Raw genomic sequence first — 19,991 nt, 5'->3', positions numbered from 1 at the left:
ACCCCTTAAAAACATAGCTTTTAAGGGGTTTCGATGATACTTATGCGTAAGTCCTAACTCTATCTGTGCAAGGCTTAACTAATGCCAAACACTGACTCGACAGTTGACTTAATTGAATCCCGCGCATCTTTTAAAGTTTGGCTAATGGGATGTTTTGCCTGCAAAAATGCGCGCGCACAATTGCGTCCCGGCATTCCCGAAATTGAACCACCTGGATGAGTCCCTGCACCAGTCAAAAATAGATTATCAATTGGCGTTTTGTAATTGGCTATTTCTGGCAATGGACGGAAAAATACCATCTGATCTAGGGTCATGTCAACATGGTAATAATTCCCTTTGTACGCACCTAATCTTTCTCCTAGTTCGGCTGGACTTTCTACCCGACGGGCGATAGTTGCATTCTTGACATTGGGTGCATAGTCTGCCAATTTATCAATCACCCTATCTGCAACTTTGTTTTTCAATTCATCCGTCCAACCAGTACCTTTTAAACCAGTGCCTTCTGCACCAGCAATTTGATAAGGAGCAAAAAACTCAATCCATAGAGTGTGCTTACCTGGTGGTGCTAATGTGGGGTCTAAATAGCTAGGCATCACCAAATACATTGATGGGTCAGCATCAGGAATTTCTCCCAAAGTACATTTACTATGAGCCTGTTCAACATGAGCCACAGAATCAGCAATCAAAATAGAACCAACCAGATATTCATCTTTGTGAGCATGGTGAGGAAAGTGGAGTGGTTCGTCTAAAGCCAAATCTATTTTGAGGATGGTTTCGTTGTTGTTAACGATGCGGCGTTCTAATCTTTCCCATAAATTTGGGTCGGCTCCATCAATATCGCTTTTATCTGTCATTTGTAAGAACAACCGCTTGGCATCAATATTAGAAATAACCCCGTATTTAGCGCGATATTCTTTTCCACCAGCAACCCGCACACCTACAGCTTTGCCATCATCAATTAAAACTTTATCAACGTGCTGATCTGTGAGAATAACGCCACCTTTACTTGTGACTAAATTCACCAAAGCTTGCACAAGTGCGCCAGTTCCGCCGCGAGGTCTGGCCATCCCCGGATTATGACGCATTGCCATCATAATTGCACCTATAGCAAGGGTTTTTTGTGATGGCGGCGCACCAAGTTCTGCTGCTAGTCTAGCTAGTGGTGCTTTCAGAAATTCTTCATCAAACCACTCGTTAAGCAAATCCTCAGCGCTGGTTAACATCGTGCGAATGAAGTCCAGCGTTTTGTTAGGGGAACCAATAACTGAAACTAAATCTTTGATTTTGGTGATGTCGTAGTTACCAAGAATGTCTATAACTGATTTTGGTGGTGCATTAAACATAGGAATCATTGCACCTAGCGATCGCTGCCAAAAGTCTACAAATTCTGCATATTTTTTGGCATCACGTTGGTTGTAACGGGCGATTTCTGCACAAGTCTTTTCCACAGACTTATGTCCTAAGAAATACTTCCCATCAGGATGAGGACAGAAAACAACTGGATCGCATTCCAAATAATGCAAGCCATATTTTTCTAGTTCTAATTCTTCAACAACTGGCCCTAAATGAATAAATTCATGGTCAATCGCACACAAATTGAATTTAAATCCAGGAGCTTCTTGCGGTAAGCATTCTTCAGTTGTTGCTGCGCCACCTGGTACAGAACGCTTTTCTAGTAACAGAACGCTATAACCAGCTTTTAGCAAATAAGCTGCGCAAACTAGCCCATTATGTCCAGCACCGATCAGCACAACATCATACTCTTGCATAGTTGGAAATTAGAAATAAGTAGCTTTCTGAAATATTAGAAAATTTTTATTACATTGACATCATCCCTCAGTAACAAAAATTATCTTTAACTCGTGTCAATCCTACTAAGGAGATATTAAACTTGACGATGAGGGTATTTGCTTTACTTGAATTTCTAACATAAGTATTAAAGTACCTTTTTGTACTTCTAAATTTTTGATAGAAAAAGCTATCTCCTCCCATTTAAAGGATGGTATATTCATTAATTCTTTAGCTTTATGCATCAATGCTGTAGTTAATTCTATTGAAATCCCTTCTCCCTCAGTGCATTTAAAAGCCTCCAGCATGGCGGGTTGTGAATTAGTTCGTGGGCGAGCGATCGCAGTGTAAGCTAAAGGGCGAGTATTTCCCATTTCCTTTAACTGCACCTTTCCTTTAAATTCTAGTTTGCCATCACCAGGTAAAAATATCTGAATTTCTTCTGGCTGAAAACTGACAATTTCTCCATCTACATTCAACTCAAAGTTTTGCATCTGGCTACGAACAAACTCTGAGGTCAAGGCGCGGTTAATATCTACTTCTGTGAGTATAACCTTAGCAATAGTATTGATTGGCTCATTCAGTTCTATTTGACCAAAAAGAGCGCTAAAAGGATTGATGGCTATACTATCTGTTTGCAGTTTTATTTCCTGTACGCGAATGTCTTCTTTAATGACTAATCCTTGCCCTGCAACTGCAACTCCATCCGCCTGTCCCTGAAGTATTTTTAACAGATCGGTTTTTACATCTATTTCTATTTCTTCTACTTCATCTAGCTGATTGGATACTTGTTTTTCAGCTTCTTGGGATAGAAATTCTTCTTCTAACCGATGCTCATTAGGCATGAATTACTAATTCTCATAAATGTCCTCTTATTATTTACTGTAAAGGCTAGATACTAACAAGCGGCTCTATATTACGATATATGCAAATGGGGGGATTGAGTAATTAAGTCGGCGAGAAAAATTCAATGTATGTGAACAAATATAAATTGATGTAGATGTAGTAGCGTGTCAAGGCTAAATTGTTGCAATAAATTTTCTTGTGGGATGGGTGTCTTCACCCGTCCGGGCGGGCAAGATGCCCACCCCACAAGAGCTAAATTTTATGCACTATTTTAGCCTTGACACGCTACTACTGGAATGTTTATTAACATAGCTTGAAATATTAACACCGACTTACTTAATTAAGTAGAAAGTATTGTTTGTTTTTTGAGTTTTGCTTTTTTAGTAACAACCATTTTTACACCACCGCTAGGGACAATTGTAATGCCACGACGGACGGGATGCACAGGACGTTTATCAGTAAGGCTTAATTCAAAACGGGATAATATTATCGCTGTTACTAATTTTAGTTCGTACATGGAAAAGGCTGCACCAATACAACCGCGATAACCTCCACCAAAGGGTAAATATTCGTAAGGTGAAAATTTTTGGTTGAGGAATCTTTCTGGCTGAAACTGTTCTGGTTCTAGGTAAGTCTCGGCTCGGCGATGTGCTAAATAAATACAGGGAACTAAAACTGTTTCTGATGTAAATTTATGCCCCATAATTTCTACTCTATCTTTTACCATTCGCGGCGTGCAAATTAAAGCAATAGGGTGAATTCGCAGTGTTTCTTGACAGACGGCGGTGAGATAAGGTAATTGTGCAATTGTTTCAGGATTTGTGAGATTGCCCAAGGTATTTAGTTCTTGCATTAGCCGATGTTTAACCTTTGGGTGAGAGTGAATTAAATAAAATATCCAGGCTAATACACCAGATGTAGTTTCGTAACCCAATAGCAATAATGAAACTAGTTGATCGCGTAATTCTTCATCTGTCATCTGTTGCCCATTTACGTCATACGCTGACATCAGCAGACTGAGAATATCTGTACGCGCAGGATCATTTTGCCAACGTCTTTCAGAAATTTCGGCATAGATGAGTTTGTCAATTTGCTCTCGTCTTTTTAAGAAAAGTCCCCAAGGACTCCATGCACCTAAATCTTTTTGCAGCGAAGGAAAGAAAAACAAGCTGGAATACCAAGGTTTAGTTACGTCTTCTAATAAAGAACTCAATTGTTCTTTTAATTGTTGGTAACGCACACCATGAGTAATCCCAAATACAACTTGTAAAATAATTTCTAAAGTGATATTTGACATTAATTTGTGTATACCAATATCTGTATCTGATGTCCAATGTTGTGTCATCTCTTCAGTTATTTGACAAATTGCTTGTCCATAAGATTTTAAATTATCGCCATGAAAGGCTGGGAGTAATAGCTGTCGCTGTTGTTGGTGCGATCGCGCTTCTTGAAATACAATAGAATTCTCACCAAACAAAGGTTTAAATACATGGGTTGCTTTCTTAAAATCTAACTTGTGTGCAGGGATGGCAAAACAATCGCTAATTGCTTGGGGATGGCTAAAAAATACTATCGGTGGCGATTTTAAACCCATTACCTGTACTGTGAAAACATCACCATACTTGGCAGCATTATTTTCTAAAAACTTTGTTGGTTCAGCAATTAATTGCAGAGTTTGTAGCAACGCTGGTGTGTATAGATTATCAAATAGTTTCATTGTTGATTTGATACTTTTAGGATTTCAGAAGGTGCAAATAATTCAATCAGCTTGGGTTAAGGCTTACTTCTACCTAACACTCCTTAAAAAAGATGCGATTCTAGCAAGCTTTTTTAATATTTTCAGGGTATAATCGGGAGTTACCTACCACTAAGTGAAACGTAGTGTTAATTAATCACCATTAGTTTTTACAAAATTAATAATAATATTTTTTATGATTTTTTAAATGCATTTACAGAAAAAACTTACTCAATTATTTTGGGATACATTTATTAAAATTACGTCTTTTGGTGATATTAAAATACTTTATCTTGGTGTACGGTCACTCTTAAAATTCATTCTTTTTACAGTTGTAATATATTAAAATTCCCCATAAACCTCTTTAAAATCGGACTATAGGGGATTGTTTAAAAGCATTGAAAATCTATCTAAATGTATAGATGATTGAAAGTTTGCTGAACGCAACCATTAAATCTCGCAGCATCAAACAGCAGTTGTCTGTAGAATGGGAGACTTAACCTGACGTTGACTCGTGACAACCATCTGAATGGGACGATCTGGCCCTGTCACTAAACCACGGCGTTTAGGTCGCACTTCACTATTATTAACTAGTTCTAATTTCTTACTAGAAAGGATTTGAGCAAGTGCTAGCTTCATTTCCAACTGGGCAAACGCTAGCCCAATACAGCGTCTAGCACCAGCGCCAAAGGGCAAATATTCATAAGCAGAAAATTGCCGTTCTAAAAAGCGTTCTGGCTTAAACTGCTTAGGTTCTGGATAAATATCTTCCCGTTGGTGGGTCAGATAAATAGAACCAATTAGGACTGTACCCGGTTCTAGTTCGTAACCGCCCAGCGATATTGGGGTTCTAACTCTTCTGGGAAAAGTTAGCATACCTACTGGATAAATCCGCAATGTCTCGGAACAAACAGCGTTGAGATAAGGTAATTTGAAAACAGTGCTAGGATCTGGGTTATCGCCCAAGCTATCTAATTCTTGCAGTAGTTTTTGGCGCACTGATGGTATTTTATGAATCCAGTAGAATGCCCATGCTAAGGCTGTGGCTGTGGTTTCGTGACCAGCGACTAACAAAGTTATCAATTCATCGCGCAATTCTTCATCGGTCATGGGTTGACCGGCTTCATCTCTAGCAGCCATGAGTAAGCTAAGAATATCCGTGCGCGATGAATCTGGTTGTTCTCGACGTTCCCGAATTTCCTCGTAGATGAGTTTGTCAGCTTCTTGCTGAAGGCGTATCTGATTTCCCCAGAAGTTAATCGGGCCAAAATCCCTTTGCAAAGCTGGAAAATAAAGCAAAGCTATACTTAAGCGAGAACTGGCCTTTTCTAAAAGATCGCCCAAAAAATGCTGTAGTTTTTCGGCGCGAGGCCCTTCATATAGACCAAATACAGCTTGCATAATCACCCGCAGGGTAATAGCTTGAGTTGCAGATCGGATATTAAAGGGTTTACCTATTTGGTATTGGCTAATAACTTGCTTGGTGACATCGGTAATCACTTGGCTATAGTTCCGCATTCTTTCGCCATGAAAGGGAGGCATTAACAACTGACGTTGGCGCTGGTGTTCTGTGCCGCTGATGGTAATTACAGAATGCTTGCCCAATAAAGGTTCAAACAGCTGATTCACATCGCCAGGTGCTTCCAATTCTTTGGTATCAGTTGTCAAAATTTGCTGTTGCGCTTGGGGGTTGCTGACAATCACCATAGGAGGCAGATTTTTGTCTAATCGGAGAGTAAAAATCTCGCCATAGGTTTTGGCACAATCCTCCATAAATAACATCGGATTAACAATCCAGCGCACCATCTGTACAACTGCTGGAGTTTGCGGCCCATTTGGGAATTTCATAAATTTTTTTCCGATTAAATATTTTTTGCTACTTCAACTAATTGAAATTTTGGTTGCCTGACCATTTAAAGTACTTATTCTAACGTTGCAAAAAAGCAATAAACTGTTACAACCTCGAAGATGTAAAATTTTGGTTAAATTCAACGAGCATCTACAGTTTCACTTCATCGTCAAAAGGTACTCAGCATGACTGCAATCTCCGCAAAGGCATCTTCAGCGCTTCCCAATTTTTCGGAAGGGATTCAATATTTTGGTGAAGCCTTACCAGGTTTTGAAACTTATGGTGCAACTCCTGCTATCGAATCGGGCAAAATCGCGATCGCATCACCCACAGATAAAGCCGCTGTATATCAAACTTTACTAGCTGCCGATGCCCTGCGCTACCTGACTTTACAAGTTACCGGTAGTAAGGCTTCTGGGCATCCCGGCGGATTCGCCAGCCAAGCGGAAGCTTACGCATCTCTTGTCATGCTGGGATACAAGAATATTATTACTGAAGTTGGACACCACGCCCCCGGATTTTATAGTGCCATGTTCTTGGATCGTTCGCTAGAGGACATGGGAATTCTTACAGTCCAACAATTGCGCGATCGCTTCCGAGAAAAGCACGGACTTTTAGGACACCTTTCTGGTTACATTCCCGGTATTCTCGCACCTGCGGGGCCATTAGGACAAGGGCAACACTTTGCAATGGCGGCTGCACTGTTGCACAAAGATAAGTTGTTCCCCTTTACAGTTGGCGATGGGGGATTGGGTGAGCCTTACATTATAAGTGCGATCGCGCATTTTCATACAGCTTATCCTACTGTCACCAATTTTTTACCAGTGTTGGTGTGGAACGGTTACAGCCAAGAACATCACAGTATGGTTTCCCTGAAAACCAACCCAGAGATGCAAGCATATTGGCAAGGTAACGGTTTTGATGAAGTTGTGTTAGTGGATGCCAAGGATTTCGACGATCGAGATCAGCCAGGGGATTACGTTGATAGTACCGCCTTTTCCTTTGAGAAACGCCTAGAATTTATTCAAGCAGTACTTTCTGGTATAGATAAAGCCGCGCGATCGGCTCTTAGTGGCAAACTTACCGTCTTCATTATTAAACAACTCAAAGGTGCAGGAGTCCACGCGCGGGGTGCGAAATCTCACAACTTGTATCCTAAAGATACGCTGGATGCGCCGCATATTGTTAGTGCATTGCAAACCCGTGCTTTATCAGCAGAAGCTTGGCAATTAGTCAGAACAAATGCCGAACGCGCCGGTGGTGGCCCAGCAGCAAAAACTGTGGTAACAGAATTTGAATTTCCATTACCAGAATTAGGCGAATTACCTTTAGAAGAATATGCAGTTGGTGGCGAACCAAAAGTTTCTACAACTGCGATGGGACGATTGGTAGGAATAGTTGGAAATAAAGATCGGAATTTCCTTGTCACCAACGCCGATGGTAATGAAGCATCAGGAATTGCTAACATCAACCAAGCATTAAAGATTATCCATCCCACAACCGACGACTTATATAACCAAGCACCAAACGGACAAGTTTATGAACCATTGAGTGAAGATGCTTGTGCCGGTTTAGCTGCGGGTTTAGCGTTAATGGGTGCGAGAACTTTGTGGTGTTCCTACGAATCTTTTGCCATCAACGGATTACCAATTTGGCAAACTGTGACTCAAGCAATGGCAGAATTACGCCGTCCAACTCCCTCGACTATTACTTTATTCACAGCAGGTGCATTAGAGCAAGGGCGCAATGGTTGGACTCACCAACGTCCAGAAATTGAAGCTTACTTTGCTTCGTTGATGCGAAATGGAAATGTTTTCCCATTATTTCCGCCTGATGCTAATAGTATTCAAGCCTGTTATGATTGGGCATTGAAAACTAAGAATAAGGGAATTGTAATTACAGCCAGTAAATCGCCGTTACCAATTCGCACAACTTTAGAACAAACTCGTCAAGGGTTGCGCGATGGTGCAGTGTTATTACATGAAATCGCTGGTGATAAACAAGTCGTATTTGCTGTAATTGGCGATATGACATTAATGCCAGTATTTGAAGCTGCGGCTTTTTTGGAAACTGAAGGTATTGGTGCGAAGATAGTTTCTGTTATTAACCCCAGACGTTTGTATCGTCCCCACGATACCGCATGGGATATCTGTTCCGAAGCTGATGGCGATTTCTTAGATGATGCGAAATTTGCCGAATTATTTGATGGCGATGCGTTAATTGCTGTTACTGGTGGTGCTGCATCGATGCTGGAACCGATCCTGTTACGGAGTACAGCGAAGCGCGACACCTTTGCATGGAAACGTGGCGAAACTACAGCCAGTGCTGGCGAGTTGATGGCGTTTAATGGATTGACTGCTGAAGCGTTAACAAAACGTGCGATCGCATTAGTGCATTAAATAATGTTGCATAAATGCGGGATGATTTTATTGAATTTTCCTTTGCGTTTCATTCCTAGATTCAGCAACTCCCATTAAATAAAGCTGAAATTGTTTCTACTTTTATCGCATTTATACGTATAGAAACGCTGAAATTGCGTCGGAATGCGTATATTTGCGTTTTTTTATTGAAAAGAACTTAGCAAGTAGGAAAAATGGGAGTAGATTTGCTGAAATTCTTTGACAAAAGCTGGTTTTGATGTCGCAAAAGCTAGTTTTAAAGTCGCAAAAGCTAGTTTTGATGTCGCAAAAGCTAGTTTTAAAGTCACAAAAGCTGGTTTTGATGTCGCAAAAGCTAGTTTTGATGTCGCAAAAGCTAGTTTTGATGTCACAAAAGCTAGTTTTAAAGTCAGAAACTTAGTTTACAAGTCGCAAAACTTGATTTTTGTAGCTAGGACGAAGGGTGATATTTTTATCTGGAAGCGTGGGGAATGTAGAGACTTGAGGAAAGGTGCGATCGGGTTAGTGCATTAAAGCTGGGTGTGTAGGTGAAAAATCTGAATTTTTAGCCGCATATATACGCGGATAGATGCCGATAAATTGGTGTTTTAATGCGTGTATTTGCGGTTTATAGTTTTATATTATATTTGTTAAAAAGTTATATTCTTATCTATAATTTTGACGCTTTTTGGTAAAAAACTATGCATGATTGTGACATTATTGTGGCGGTTAGAAATCTTGATGGAACTATTGATTCTCGCTACATTCAGCCTCTAAATGATTTCTTGTATAAACATCCATCTCCAGAGATCGTTAAGCGATTAAGAGGAGAAGAACTGTTTGATTTACTGGCCAATGATTTAGGAATTGTACGTGTTGAGTGTGAAAAATTAAAACTTAACTATATTAAACCTGGTCAACGTAAAGATGTGCGTCCAGAAGTTATGATTTTATTAGGTAGGCTCGCTGAAGCATTAATTGTACGTAGATGTAATCAAGATGCGAAAAAAAACCGTGTGTGGGCAAGTTATGCTCGACGGGGTAATCAGGTGTCAAGTCTTGATAACTATATCGCAATTGGAACAGGTTTTGCTAGTACAAAAAATAACATCCTCTACAAAACAAAATATAGTCCAAATGATACGCAAAGAGATATAATTTGGGTTAAAAAGGATGAACCGATGAAAGAATTGTCTATGGGAACAAAGCGTAATGGAGGTTATCCAGTTGGACTTCAAATTAAAGTAAGCAGAAATAAAGATAGTGTATTTAATAATTTATCTAATAAAACTTATGCAGTCCCAGTAGTATACTTTGATTTGAATCGAGACTTTACTAAAGTCGCTGAAAAACTCCGTCAGGAGACTCTACTATTTGCTGAAAATAACTGGAAAATTGGAGAAGATTTAATATGTGGCAGAGACGTAGATCCAGAGTTACATGATAATTTATTACAATTCTTACCACTTATTGAGCTACTTCTAAAGGGTAAAATAGAACTTGCTGATTTATTAGAAGAGATACCAGAATTTGATACAGCGATTAAAAGCAGATTTATAGAAACCACGGGAATAGGTTTGCAGTTACACCAGCAGAAAAAGCAACAAATTGAAATCCTAACTTTACCAATATGATTCAATTAATACATCTCATAAGAGGTGAAACGCGGAGCATGAAAAATGGGTTACTGAGGTGGTAGATTAAACGGCTCTGCCACTCCCCTTATAGTAATTGACAATTGATTATACCGAAATATTTATAGGGTAGGGCTTACAAATGATTGTACTTTTGTTATAGATGAAATTCTTACAGAATAGTGCTTTCAATAATATTGAACCCGATTTTGTATAAAAGGAGCAGTAAAGCCAGAATTACCACTTACCCTACCATCACAGCGTAGTTTATAATAGGATAATACTGAAAATACTCAATTTAGCAGTTAATTATGGTAATTAAATTTGAAGAGATATCTAAAGATATTGATACTTTACCAGAAGAAGCTCAAATCTTACTACTAGATTTTATTCAATTACTCAAAAAGCGGTATCCTCAAGTAGAATCAGAAAATCATAGTCAAGAAAAAAGTCTCTATGATAAGTTTGATGAAATTGGATTAATTGGTTGTTGTTCTGTTGACGAAAATTTATCAACAACTTATAAAGAAGTTTTATCTAATACATTGACAACCAAATATGATCGTAGTTGATACAGGATTTTGGTTAGCTCTTATTGATAAAAAAGACACATACCAAGAAAAAGCAAAACAGGCTTTAAAACAATATAATGAACCTTTAATTACAACATGGTGTGTTGTCACAGAAACCTGTTATCTTTTGCTAACTTGCAAGGGAATTGACACTGAAATTATTTTTCTAAATAGTCTGCAACAAGAATTATTTACGATTTTTAATTTAGAACTTCACCACACTCCCCGAATTATTGAATTAATGAAAAAATATGCTGATCTTCCAATGGATTTGGCTGATGCTTCCCTAGTAATTTTAGCAGAACATTTAGGGCATGGACGCATTTTTTCAGTAGATCAACGTGACTTTAATACTTATCGTTGGAAGCAAAGTTATCCTTTTGAAAATCTCCTATTTTGAAGTAATTATAAATTTATCAGCCGCGATCGCGCAATTTCTCTTCTAACAATAGGGCGTACTTGTATGCTGTGGAGTGAAACAATTACCACAGTTAAATAGCAAATAACATCTTCTGTGCAATGGCATAAAATGGCAAAAACTGCCATAATATAGAAAAACAGATTCAAAAACTAACCCTCGTGAAAAGTATCAATATTTCCTTACCTGACACCATGCGAGCTTATATAGAAGAACAGGTAGCTCAAGGAGGTTATAGCAGTGTCAGCGAATATTTTCGTGAATTAGTGCGACAAGACCAAAAACAGAGAGCTAAAGAACGTCTAGAAACAATGCTTCTGGAGGGATTAAACTCTGGGAATGCAACAGAAATGACTGTTCAAGATTGGGAAGATATACGTCAAACAATCCGAGAAAGAATGAACAAACATCAAGATGCAATTTAGCCGTGATGTTTGAAATAAAAAAAAGACCTCAAGTTATTCGGGACTTAATAGACTTAGCAACGTACATAGCACAAGATAACTTAGATGTTTCAGACCGCTTTTTAACAGCAGCCGAAGGAACATTTAAACAATTAGCAAAAACCCCGGCTATTGGAAAACCATGTAAATTTGTCCATCCAAATCTAGCAGAAATTCGACAAATATCTATCAAAGGATTTCAGAAATATCTTATCTTTTACCGCATCACTGAATCAGCAATTGATATTCTACGGGTTATTCATGGTGCAAGAGACATTGAATTAATATTTGATGAAGACTTAGAACTATAGCTTATCCTGCAAGTCATCAATTTTTTCCTGTAGTTAAGATTTTACACAAGGATGGAACCATGACTAACACTCAATAGATGGTTCACTTAAACTTAGATTTGTCACCTGAACTAAATCAAATATTAGACGAATTAGCAAATAAAATAGGCACAAGTAAAAGTGATGTTTTGCGTCAGGCTATAACCTTGATGCAAATTATGGTTATAGCTAAAGAGGAAACCAAAAAATTAGGAGTTCCAGAAGCAAATCAATTGATACCGATTGGACGTACATTTAGGAAGTATACATCGCAGTGTTCACATTAATTTATCAAGCGCGATCGCGTTACCTCATTCAGGTTTAAAAGTTGTAGTTGTAGGTTGGGGAGCCACTGCGTTGGACGGGTTCCCCGGCTTATTCGCGCAGCGTCTCCGACAGGAGAAGCAAGTGGCGTTTGAGGAACGAAACTCAACATCCACGCCTCTGTTGGGTAACACTAAAGTTCAAACGCCACTTTGCTCAAGTCGGGAAACCCGCCCATGCAAGTGGCTCCCCAACCTACAGTTAAGATTTCCATACTACGCTTTAAAACCTGCAAAGGCAGATTTTGTTTGTACTATGAAAAACTGTTTAAGCAGTTTCACTCAGTAATCGCAGAATAAATTGAAGTGGAATTTCCACTCGCTCGGAGCGATTATTTAGTTCATTACCTAGTGCATCAATCGCTTGCTCTAAAAGATAGGCAAAAAGCAGCACATCTAGTTCTTGTGTTGTCTTGGGAAGGAAAGATTCTTGACTAGCAGTTTCTAAATAAGAATTGAGAAAGCTAGTACTAACCCAGGTATACCAAAACTGTCCCCATTGTTCTATAAGGGGTAAATTTTCAGACCGGATCATTCCAGATTCTTCTTGATAACCCAGAGCTTCGTTAACTGCGTAGTTGAAAGATAGCAACATTCCTGCTACATCTTGTAGAGGCGATCGCTTTATGCGTCGTTCGCTAAAACTACGATCTGCTTTGCCTTCAAAATCAGGAATAATAAAGTCTTTTCCTGTGTAAAATACTTGTGATAAATGGTAGTTTCCATGATGACGAGTACGCAATGCAGTAATTTTTTGCCCAACAACTAACTGAAAGCGTTCTAAGATTTTCTCTTGGTTATTCAGAACTTCTAATGCTAATGGTTGAGTATCAGTTGACAAGGATTTTACTCGTTCTTTTAACAACCGAAATACTTGTCCAGTTAAGTTACGTGCATTTTGATATATCGAACGTTGATAAAGTGATGAAAAAGATTCTGGAGCAAAGTCTGAGCTATCTATATTTGTAGCCAGCCCTATATGGAATTCAGCTGTGGATTTACCCAATAGCTCAACACTTTGCAAGTAAGAAGTGATAGTTGCAATTGCCAATTCTGGAATCTCAATTCTCTGTAAATCCAACAAAGAACCTGATGGCAGAGGCACTTCGGTAATAGTGGCGTGTTCTGTGGTAACTAAATCAAAGTAGTTTTGCAAACTATCAAGGGTGTAATCCCAACCACTGCGGATATCTGGAATAAACTCTTGTAATATGCCTATAGTCGTGGCTTGGGCAGTTTTATTGCTTGTTTTATTTCCACGGCGGTACTCTAAAGCACCAGCTAGAAAAACTGACTGTTGTAAGCGTTTTTTCTGGTATAGTAAACGCCGGATTTCTAAATCTGGGTGCAAACCCTCTTCGACTTTGCGGAAGAGTTTTAACAACAAGCGATCGCCATAAATTATATAAGTATTGGTTTGTTCTTCTTTATTCAGAACAGTCGGCTCATGATTGGTTAACTGTCGGCGCAATTCGGAGAATGAATCAGTAGTAGTGCCAAATAATTCTCCAGTTATCCCTTTATAAGAGTGATGATTAGCGATCGCATCATCTAGCAGTGAGGTGAGAAAGTTCTTGTCTGCTAAAGCATCAAATAAAATTCCAACTTCTTGAGTATTAGGTGGAGGAGTGTCTGTTTTGCCTTGCACCCCAAGCCGTGCAATTATAGCTTGCGGCATTTCTGCCAAAAGATGTGTTGCAAGATCGCCTTCTGCATAGGCGAGAAATAACAGATAAGTTTCGTGGTTTCCCTGGGTATAGTCTACCTGCAACCAAACAATTTGAGCTATCTGCTGGTTATAGGGTAAAGAAATCGCTTCAATGATTTGTACTGATTGTACAGTCTGAGTTTTGCCGCCAAACCAGCTACAGGTATAGAGATAATCCCGCAGTGTTGATTCTAGAACGCTTTTTGACTCTCGTTGCTCAATCACATTCTGCCATGAACCATTTACTAGCAGAGTTACTAAATCTGCTTGGGGTTTAGGCTCTTGAGTTGAGCTAAGTTTACGTTGTAAGGTGAACCAGTAAAACCCGTAAGGACTTAAGCTGAGGAAATAGGGCGATTCTGTAATCGGTGGAAACTCAGTGGAACCAAAAATTTCTACTGGTAGTAGCCCATTGAAAGTTGATAAATCTAACGTCACCGTTTGCACGTAATGAGATAAATTTGCTACTACCAAGACATGTTCTTCTGAGGTAATCCGACTGAAGGCAAAAACTTTGCGATTATTAGACTGTAGCAATTCAAAACGCCCTTTACCCAATGCCGCAAACCGTTTGCGAGTAGCGAGTAAACGTTTCATCCAATACCAAAGAGAATTGCTATTAGTCCGTTGTGCCTCGACGTTGAGTGCTTCGTAGTGATATTCTGAGTCAACGATGACGGGTAGATACAAGCGTTGCGGGTTGGCGCGACTAAAACCAGCGTTGCGATCGGAACTCCACTGCATAGGTGTGCGAACACCATTGCGATCGCCTAGATAAACGTTATCTCCCATACCAATTTCATCACCGTAGTAAAGTACGGGGGTTCCTGGCAAAGATAATAGTAAACTATTGAGTAACTCAATTTGGCGGCGATCGTTACCCAAAAGCGGCGCTAATCGGCGACGGATGCCTAAATTTACCCGCATCATCGGGTCTTGTGCGTAGGCCCCATACATAAAATCGCGGTCTTCATCTGTCACCATTTCTAGAGTCAGTTCGTCATGGTTGCGGAGGAACAATGCCCACTGACAGTTATCAGGAATCGATGGAGTTTGCTGAAGAATATCTACAATCGGGAAATTATCTTCCATCCGCACTGCCATAAACAAACGCGGCATTAGGGGAAAATGAAAGTTCATGTGACACTCATCCCCTGCACCGTAATACTCGGCTGCATCTTCAGGCCATTGGTTCGCCTCAGCTAGTAACATCCGGTTAGGAAATTTCGCGTCGATGTGCGATCGCAACTCCTTCAAAAACGCATGGGTTTCGGGTAAGTTTTCGCAGTTCGTTCCTTGCCGCTCGTAGAGATAAGGCACAGCATCCATGCGTAGTCCATCTACACCCATCTCCAACCAAAAATCTAGAACATCAAATACTGCCTCGCGCACCAAGGGATTGTCATAATTCAAATCCGGCTGATGGGAATAGAAACGATGCCAGCAATAAGCTTTGGCAACTGAATCCCAAGCCCAGTTAGATGTCTCAAAATCTTGGAAGATAATTCGCGCTTCTTGGTATTTTTCAGGAGTATCACTCCAAACATAAAAATCTCGCTCCTGACTTCCTTTCGGGGCGCGACGCGCTCTTTGAAACCAAGGATGTTGGTCAGAGGTATGGTTAATAATTAACTCTATAATTACCCGAATACCGCGCTGATGAGCAGCGCTCAAAAACGCTTTAAAGTCTTCTAGCGTGCCATAGATAGGATTGATACTAGTATAATCGGCAATATCGTAACCATCATCTCTGAGTGGGGAAGGGAAAAAAGGTAACAACCAAATGGCAGTAATACCTAAATCTTGTAAATAGTCTAGTTTTTCTGTCAGCCCTGGAAAATCACCAATCCCATCACCATTACTGTCAGAAAATGTGCGAACACCTAATTCGTAGATAATTGCATTTTTGAACCATAATGAGTCATCTTTCAAGCTGGAGTTTGGCATTCTTTTAAAAAGATATGCGATCGCATATCCAATAGAACTATATTTTTACTTGATACAATCGCTGAGATTATCAGCTTATTTATCTTACACGAGTAATGTTTACGCTTTCTTACTTAAGTAATGAAACTACCAAAGGAGCTACATTTAGTCAGAAATAATCATACCAACTGCGTATATACATATAACAGTTTTCATTTGCATGAAGTACAAAGTTACAAGTTTTGAAGCAGGAGTCAGAAGCTTTTTATATCTGATGCTTCCGTACTGCATTTTAATTTCACTTAAAAAGCAACCTGCTGTATAATTTTTATTTCTGGATGGGAAAATGTAACAAAACTTATTGTAAACTATAGCAATCCTAAATGAGATTGTAAAAATTTTTGTTATGGTCGTCCTAAATAAATTGCAAATGACAAAGCGCAAAGTCGAGCCAGTCGCACAGGAAGGGTTTCCCTGGCGTTGAGCGGAGGTTTCCACTCCAAAGCGCAGCCCGCCGCAGGTATAAGACGCCAGGTCGTTTAAGCGGGGGAAACCCGCCAACAGACTGCCTCAACTTTGTAACAGAGGACGAATGACTAATGACTAATGACAGCCAACTATAATGTACTTAAGATTTTACACAAGGATGGAACCATGACTAACACTCAAAAGATGGTTCACTTAAACTTAGATTTGTCACCTGAACTAAATCAAATATTAGACGAATTAGCAAATAAAATAGGCACAAGTAAAAGTGATGTTTTGCGTCAGGCTATAACCTTGATGCAAATTATGGTTATAGCGAAAGAAGAAACCAAAAAATTAGGAGTTCCAGAAGCAAATCAATTGATATTGAATGAAATCATTCTCTCATCTGAACAGCAGCCAAAACTGCATCCACTAGACACGTTTATGGAAAGGCTTGGTTCTTGGGAAGATGAACGTACTGCTGAGGAAATAGTCAAAGATATTTATGATAGCCGTACTATTTCTAACAATGACATTAGTCTGTGACTTATTTACTTGATACTGATACTTGCATCTATTGGATTAAAGATACTAATTCAGTCAGAACTAAAGTCAGAGAAATAGGCTAGGAGCAAATTTATATTTGCAGCATCACGGTTGCTGAGTTATATTTTGGTGCTTATAATTCTCAACGAGTAGTGGAAAATTTAACTCGTGCAGAAGAATTTATTCAAAACTTACCCGTTGTACCTTTAACCGATCCTGCTCTAAGAAAGTATGGTGAATTAAAGGCAGAACTTCGTAGAATGGGACAAACTATTGCTGAATTTGATTTACTAATTGCTAGTGTTGCAATTGCATAAAATTACACTTTAGTAACAAACAATACTCGTCACTACAGCCGCATTTCTAATTTCCAATTGGAAAACTGGATTTCATCTGAAAAATATTAAGTCCTGTTACACTTTTGACTTAACTGCTTGCTGTGATGCTTGTATCTGAGGCAAACTCCAGTCGGGACGCAAGCTAGCAGCGTTGCGTAAATAAATATGATGAATTGAGGCAGAGGTTGGCAGATAAGCGTGAATTAAGAAGCGAATACAGCGCTGCAAGCTGCCTTCGACGTGCATTTGCTGCACATCCAACATAGCCACATTATCCCAACCAGGACGCGCTCTAGCGATCGCAGCTGGAAAAACTGCATCCAAATCGCGTGTCACTGAAAAAGTCACACTAATAATGTCTGTTGGCTGGAATTGATTCCGGTTTTCCAGTTCATCTAGTAGTTCTGTAACCATTTCTTGGATTGTCTCAACAGTATTTTCTGAAGCGGTTGTTGCTCCGCGAATAGCCCGCATTTGCCAGTCCACGCCAAAATCCTCCTTAATTAGTCATTGGTCATTGGTCATTGGTCATTAGTCATTGGTCATTGGTCATTGGTCATTTGACTGTGAGCAAAAGACAAAAGACAAAGGACTAATGACTAATGACAAACAAATATTTATGGTCGATATAACCACAGAGGTAAACCGCTAGTAGACATTTCAAATTCGAGCCAATCAATACCAGCTCCAATTCCTGATGAAAACTGACGACTTCCTGGTATAAAGCGACTCAATAAGGGTTTACGTTCTTCTAATGTATAGCAGAGAGTTTTTTCTGGATCGAGACCAACCAGTTCTGCTGTCCAACGACGGGCATCTTCTTCTGTGCCCAAGCGGTCTACAACACCCAAAGCTAGGGCTTGCTGTCCAGTAAAAATCCGACCATCGGCGAAACTTTTTACAGCTTCCACTGTTAAAGAACGGCCATCAGCTACCGTTTGGACAAACTGCTGATAACTTGTGTCAATCAACTCTTGCAGGATGCTTTCTTCTGGTTCGGTCAGTTGCCGATCGAAAGCCAAAATATCTTTGTAAGGGCCAGATTTAATTACCTGGAAGGAAACACCAATTTTTTCTAGCAAACGTTCCAAGTTATTCCCACGCAGAATCACACCAATGCTACCCGTAATTGTACCTGGGTTGGCAACGATGTGTTCGGCTCCCATGCCGATGTATACTCCTCCAGAAGCCGAAATATTGCCAAAGCTAGCGACGATTTTGATTTTTTCGCGCAAACGCTTCAGGGCACTGTAGATTTCTTGAGAATCTCCGACTGTGCCGCCAGGGCTATCGATACGTAGCAATAATGCCGGAAACTTTTTTTCTTCTACAGTTTTCAGGGCTTCTAGGACGCGTTTGCGAGTAGCACTGGCGATCGCACCAGTAATTTCAATCCGCGCAATTTGTTTTCTAAACTTGGGCTTAAACGGCCAAACCATGAGCTGTCAACATACCTCGTAATAAATTCAATATAAGATCCCCAACGGTCAAACGACCTGCTTTCCTCTGTTAAGAAACATGAGCAGGCATTGCGCTCGTCAGAATTTTAAGGAAATTTTTATATTTTTCAGTGAGTTTTATTTGATATTCTCAATTAATGCTAATCAAATCCTTAAAGATTACAGCTAGCACAAAATGCCAAACTCTAGTTTAGCGTTAACCTGATGATTTAGAAAAGCTATTTTAGCTATTTTGTAAAATTAAAACTTCTCAATGCCTTGTTTTTCCGGCTTTTTGAATGATTGAAGACTGTTTTTACTCGCGTTCGCACACGTTTACTAGTTGTCAGTAATTAATCACTAATAACTAATGAATATATAAATATTTAATCAATTACTTCGACACTCAATTTAATTAATAAAAATTCATTCAGCAACACCAATCTCTATTTAGGTTAAGATCGGTTGTGTTTTCACTCTTGAAAATATCACTTTTTCCTGTCTTCTACAGCCCAATAATCTCCTGATGAAGCGATTTCACTACTCAAGAATCTATTCGTAAAATTTGATACCGATAATAGACAAACATATCAAACAGTGCGCCAACGAAACTACAGGTTAAGCTAATTACAAATAATCCGCGTAGGGGAGTTCCACTGCCGAAGGTGGCGAGAAAATGGATAATCTCAGTTGCGATCGCCTCAGTGAAGTCTTGTAAGCAGGGGAAGTGACCAATGAGGGATAGAACGAGGAATCCGCCGCCAACGAAAAATATGGGAAGGACAAAACTAAAAATGATTGTGAGTAGTAGGGAGCGGAGAAAGTTAGTGAAAATAGTCATTTAAGACAAACTCCGTGAGTAGAGATGACAAAAGCAAGATAGGTTTGTCATTTTCTACAATACGGGCGATCGCTCCAAAGCAGCCAATCTGTCAAAAATCTTAAGTTTTCATTAAAATAAATGGCTAGCAGTTACAGCCCATGCTGTAGATATAAAAAGCGGTTTAAATCTACAAAAGCCTTGCAAAATAAAGGTTATTGCCAAGAGTATTACTTATTTATTGCTTTGCAGCACATTTAAGAACAGCTTTATTTTCTGAGAACATCTTTAATCTAAGTTAATATTCAGCCTTCTTGGAGGAGTGGGGAGATGAAGGCAGAGGAGCAGGGGAGCAGGGGAGCAGAGGAGAATAACTAATGACAAATGACAAATGACAAATGACAAATGACAAATGACAAATGACAAATGAC

General features: G+C 39.5%; 19 protein-coding genes. 10 read left to right on the top strand and 9 right to left on the bottom strand.

The genetic code is table 11. The features are described 5' to 3' along the window. Nucleotides 1–74 precede the first annotated feature (74 nt). The 4 genes from crtO to RM368_RS10645 form a co-directional block, all read right to left on the bottom strand. Nucleotides 75–1,769: a beta-carotene ketolase CrtO gene (gene crtO, locus RM368_RS10660; protein ID WP_322694046.1), complete on the bottom strand. Its 1,695-nt coding sequence runs from the start codon at nt 1,767–1,769 to the stop codon at nt 75–77. A 105-nt stretch (nt 1,770–1,874) separates the two neighbouring features. Continuing rightward, the gene (locus RM368_RS10655; RefSeq protein ID WP_322694045.1) at nt 1,875–2,633 is read right to left on the bottom strand and encodes a DUF2993 domain-containing protein; all 759 of its coding nucleotides are present in this window, start codon (nt 2,631–2,633) and stop codon (nt 1,875–1,877) included. A 341-nt stretch (nt 2,634–2,974) separates the two neighbouring features. After that, a complete protein-coding gene (locus tag RM368_RS10650; protein WP_322694044.1) occupies nt 2,975–4,351 on the bottom strand; it encodes a cytochrome P450 in 1,377 nt (458 codons plus the stop codon). Between the two features lie 483 nt (nt 4,352–4,834). Then, nucleotides 4,835–6,217, bottom strand: a complete 1,383-nt coding sequence (locus RM368_RS10645; protein WP_322694043.1) for a cytochrome P450 — start codon at nt 6,215–6,217, stop codon at nt 4,835–4,837. Nucleotides 6,218–6,403: 186 nt separating this feature from the next. On the opposite strand from RM368_RS10645, the gene RM368_RS10640 reads away from it, so the two are divergent. From RM368_RS10640 to RM368_RS10605, 8 genes are all read left to right on the top strand, one after another. Continuing rightward, nucleotides 6,404–8,617 (top strand): phosphoketolase, encoded by a 2,214-nt coding sequence (locus tag RM368_RS10640; RefSeq protein ID WP_322694042.1) that lies wholly within the window; start codon nt 6,404–6,406, stop codon nt 8,615–8,617. 219 nt (nt 8,618–8,836) lie between these two features. After that, nucleotides 8,837–9,130, top strand: coding sequence for a hypothetical protein (locus tag RM368_RS10635; RefSeq protein ID WP_322694041.1), 294 nt, complete (start codon nt 8,837–8,839; stop codon nt 9,128–9,130). 167 nt (nt 9,131–9,297) lie between these two features. Next, a complete protein-coding gene (locus tag RM368_RS10630) occupies nt 9,298–10,230 on the top strand; it encodes a hypothetical protein (RefSeq protein WP_322694040.1) in 933 nt (310 codons plus the stop codon). 311 nt (nt 10,231–10,541) lie between these two features. Beyond that, nucleotides 10,542–10,802 (top strand): DUF2281 domain-containing protein, encoded by a 261-nt coding sequence (locus RM368_RS10625; protein ID WP_322694039.1) that lies wholly within the window; start codon nt 10,542–10,544, stop codon nt 10,800–10,802. Next, the gene (locus RM368_RS10620; RefSeq protein ID WP_322694038.1) at nt 10,789–11,202 is read left to right on the top strand and encodes a type II toxin-antitoxin system VapC family toxin; all 414 of its coding nucleotides are present in this window, start codon (nt 10,789–10,791) and stop codon (nt 11,200–11,202) included. The genes RM368_RS10625 and RM368_RS10620 overlap by 14 nt, the downstream gene beginning before the upstream one ends. Nucleotides 11,203–11,381: 179 nt before the next feature. Beyond that, a complete protein-coding gene (locus tag RM368_RS10615) occupies nt 11,382–11,645 on the top strand; it encodes a type II toxin-antitoxin system ParD family antitoxin (protein ID WP_322671300.1) in 264 nt (87 codons plus the stop codon). Between the two features lie 5 nt (nt 11,646–11,650). Next, nucleotides 11,651–11,974 carry a type II toxin-antitoxin system RelE/ParE family toxin gene (locus tag RM368_RS10610; RefSeq protein WP_322694037.1) on the top strand — a complete coding sequence of 108 codons (324 nt, stop codon included), beginning with the start codon at nt 11,651–11,653 and terminating at the stop codon, nt 11,972–11,974. A 77-nt stretch (nt 11,975–12,051) separates the two neighbouring features. Next, complete coding sequence (locus RM368_RS10605; protein WP_322694036.1) at nt 12,052–12,279, top strand: ribbon-helix-helix protein, CopG family; 228 nt, start codon at nt 12,052–12,054, stop codon at nt 12,277–12,279. On the opposite strand, the gene RM368_RS10600 is transcribed toward RM368_RS10605, so the two are convergent. Both RM368_RS10600 and treS read right to left on the bottom strand, forming a co-directional pair. After that, nucleotides 12,276–12,428, bottom strand: a complete 153-nt coding sequence (locus tag RM368_RS10600; RefSeq protein WP_322694035.1) for a hypothetical protein — start codon at nt 12,426–12,428, stop codon at nt 12,276–12,278. The genes RM368_RS10605 and RM368_RS10600 overlap by 4 nt on opposite strands. Nucleotides 12,429–12,583: 155 nt before the next feature. After that, nucleotides 12,584–15,970 (bottom strand): maltose alpha-D-glucosyltransferase, encoded by a 3,387-nt coding sequence (gene treS / locus RM368_RS10595; protein ID WP_322694034.1) that lies wholly within the window; start codon nt 15,968–15,970, stop codon nt 12,584–12,586. Between the two features lie 633 nt (nt 15,971–16,603). On the opposite strand from treS, the gene RM368_RS10590 reads away from it, so the two are divergent. Both RM368_RS10590 and RM368_RS10585 read left to right on the top strand, forming a co-directional pair. After that, nucleotides 16,604–16,963: a hypothetical protein gene (locus RM368_RS10590; RefSeq protein WP_322694033.1), complete on the top strand. Its 360-nt coding sequence runs from the start codon at nt 16,604–16,606 to the stop codon at nt 16,961–16,963. Nucleotides 16,964–17,052: 89 nt separating this feature from the next. Beyond that, a complete protein-coding gene (locus RM368_RS10585; RefSeq protein WP_322694110.1) occupies nt 17,053–17,280 on the top strand; it encodes a PIN domain-containing protein in 228 nt (75 codons plus the stop codon). Nucleotides 17,281–17,376: 96 nt separating this feature from the next. Here the strand turns inward: RM368_RS10585 and aroH are convergent, their stop codons facing one another. From aroH to RM368_RS10570, 3 genes are all read right to left on the bottom strand, one after another. Further along, complete coding sequence (gene aroH / locus RM368_RS10580; protein ID WP_322694032.1) at nt 17,377–17,787, bottom strand: chorismate mutase; 411 nt, start codon at nt 17,785–17,787, stop codon at nt 17,377–17,379. Between the two features lie 131 nt (nt 17,788–17,918). Further along, nucleotides 17,919–18,740 carry a signal peptide peptidase SppA gene (gene sppA / locus RM368_RS10575; protein ID WP_322694031.1) on the bottom strand — a complete coding sequence of 274 codons (822 nt, stop codon included), beginning with the start codon at nt 18,738–18,740 and terminating at the stop codon, nt 17,919–17,921. Between the two features lie 544 nt (nt 18,741–19,284). Continuing rightward, nucleotides 19,285–19,581, bottom strand: coding sequence for a hypothetical protein (locus RM368_RS10570; RefSeq protein ID WP_322694030.1), 297 nt, complete (start codon nt 19,579–19,581; stop codon nt 19,285–19,287). Nucleotides 19,582–19,991 lie beyond the last annotated feature (410 nt).

The organism is Nostoc sp. DedSLP03, from assembly GCF_034530815.1.
GTDB lineage: Bacteria > Cyanobacteriota > Cyanobacteriia > Cyanobacteriales > Nostocaceae > Nostoc.
The sequence above is the reverse complement of the archived record's forward strand: the minus strand, read 5'-3'. Positions and strand labels throughout refer to the sequence as shown.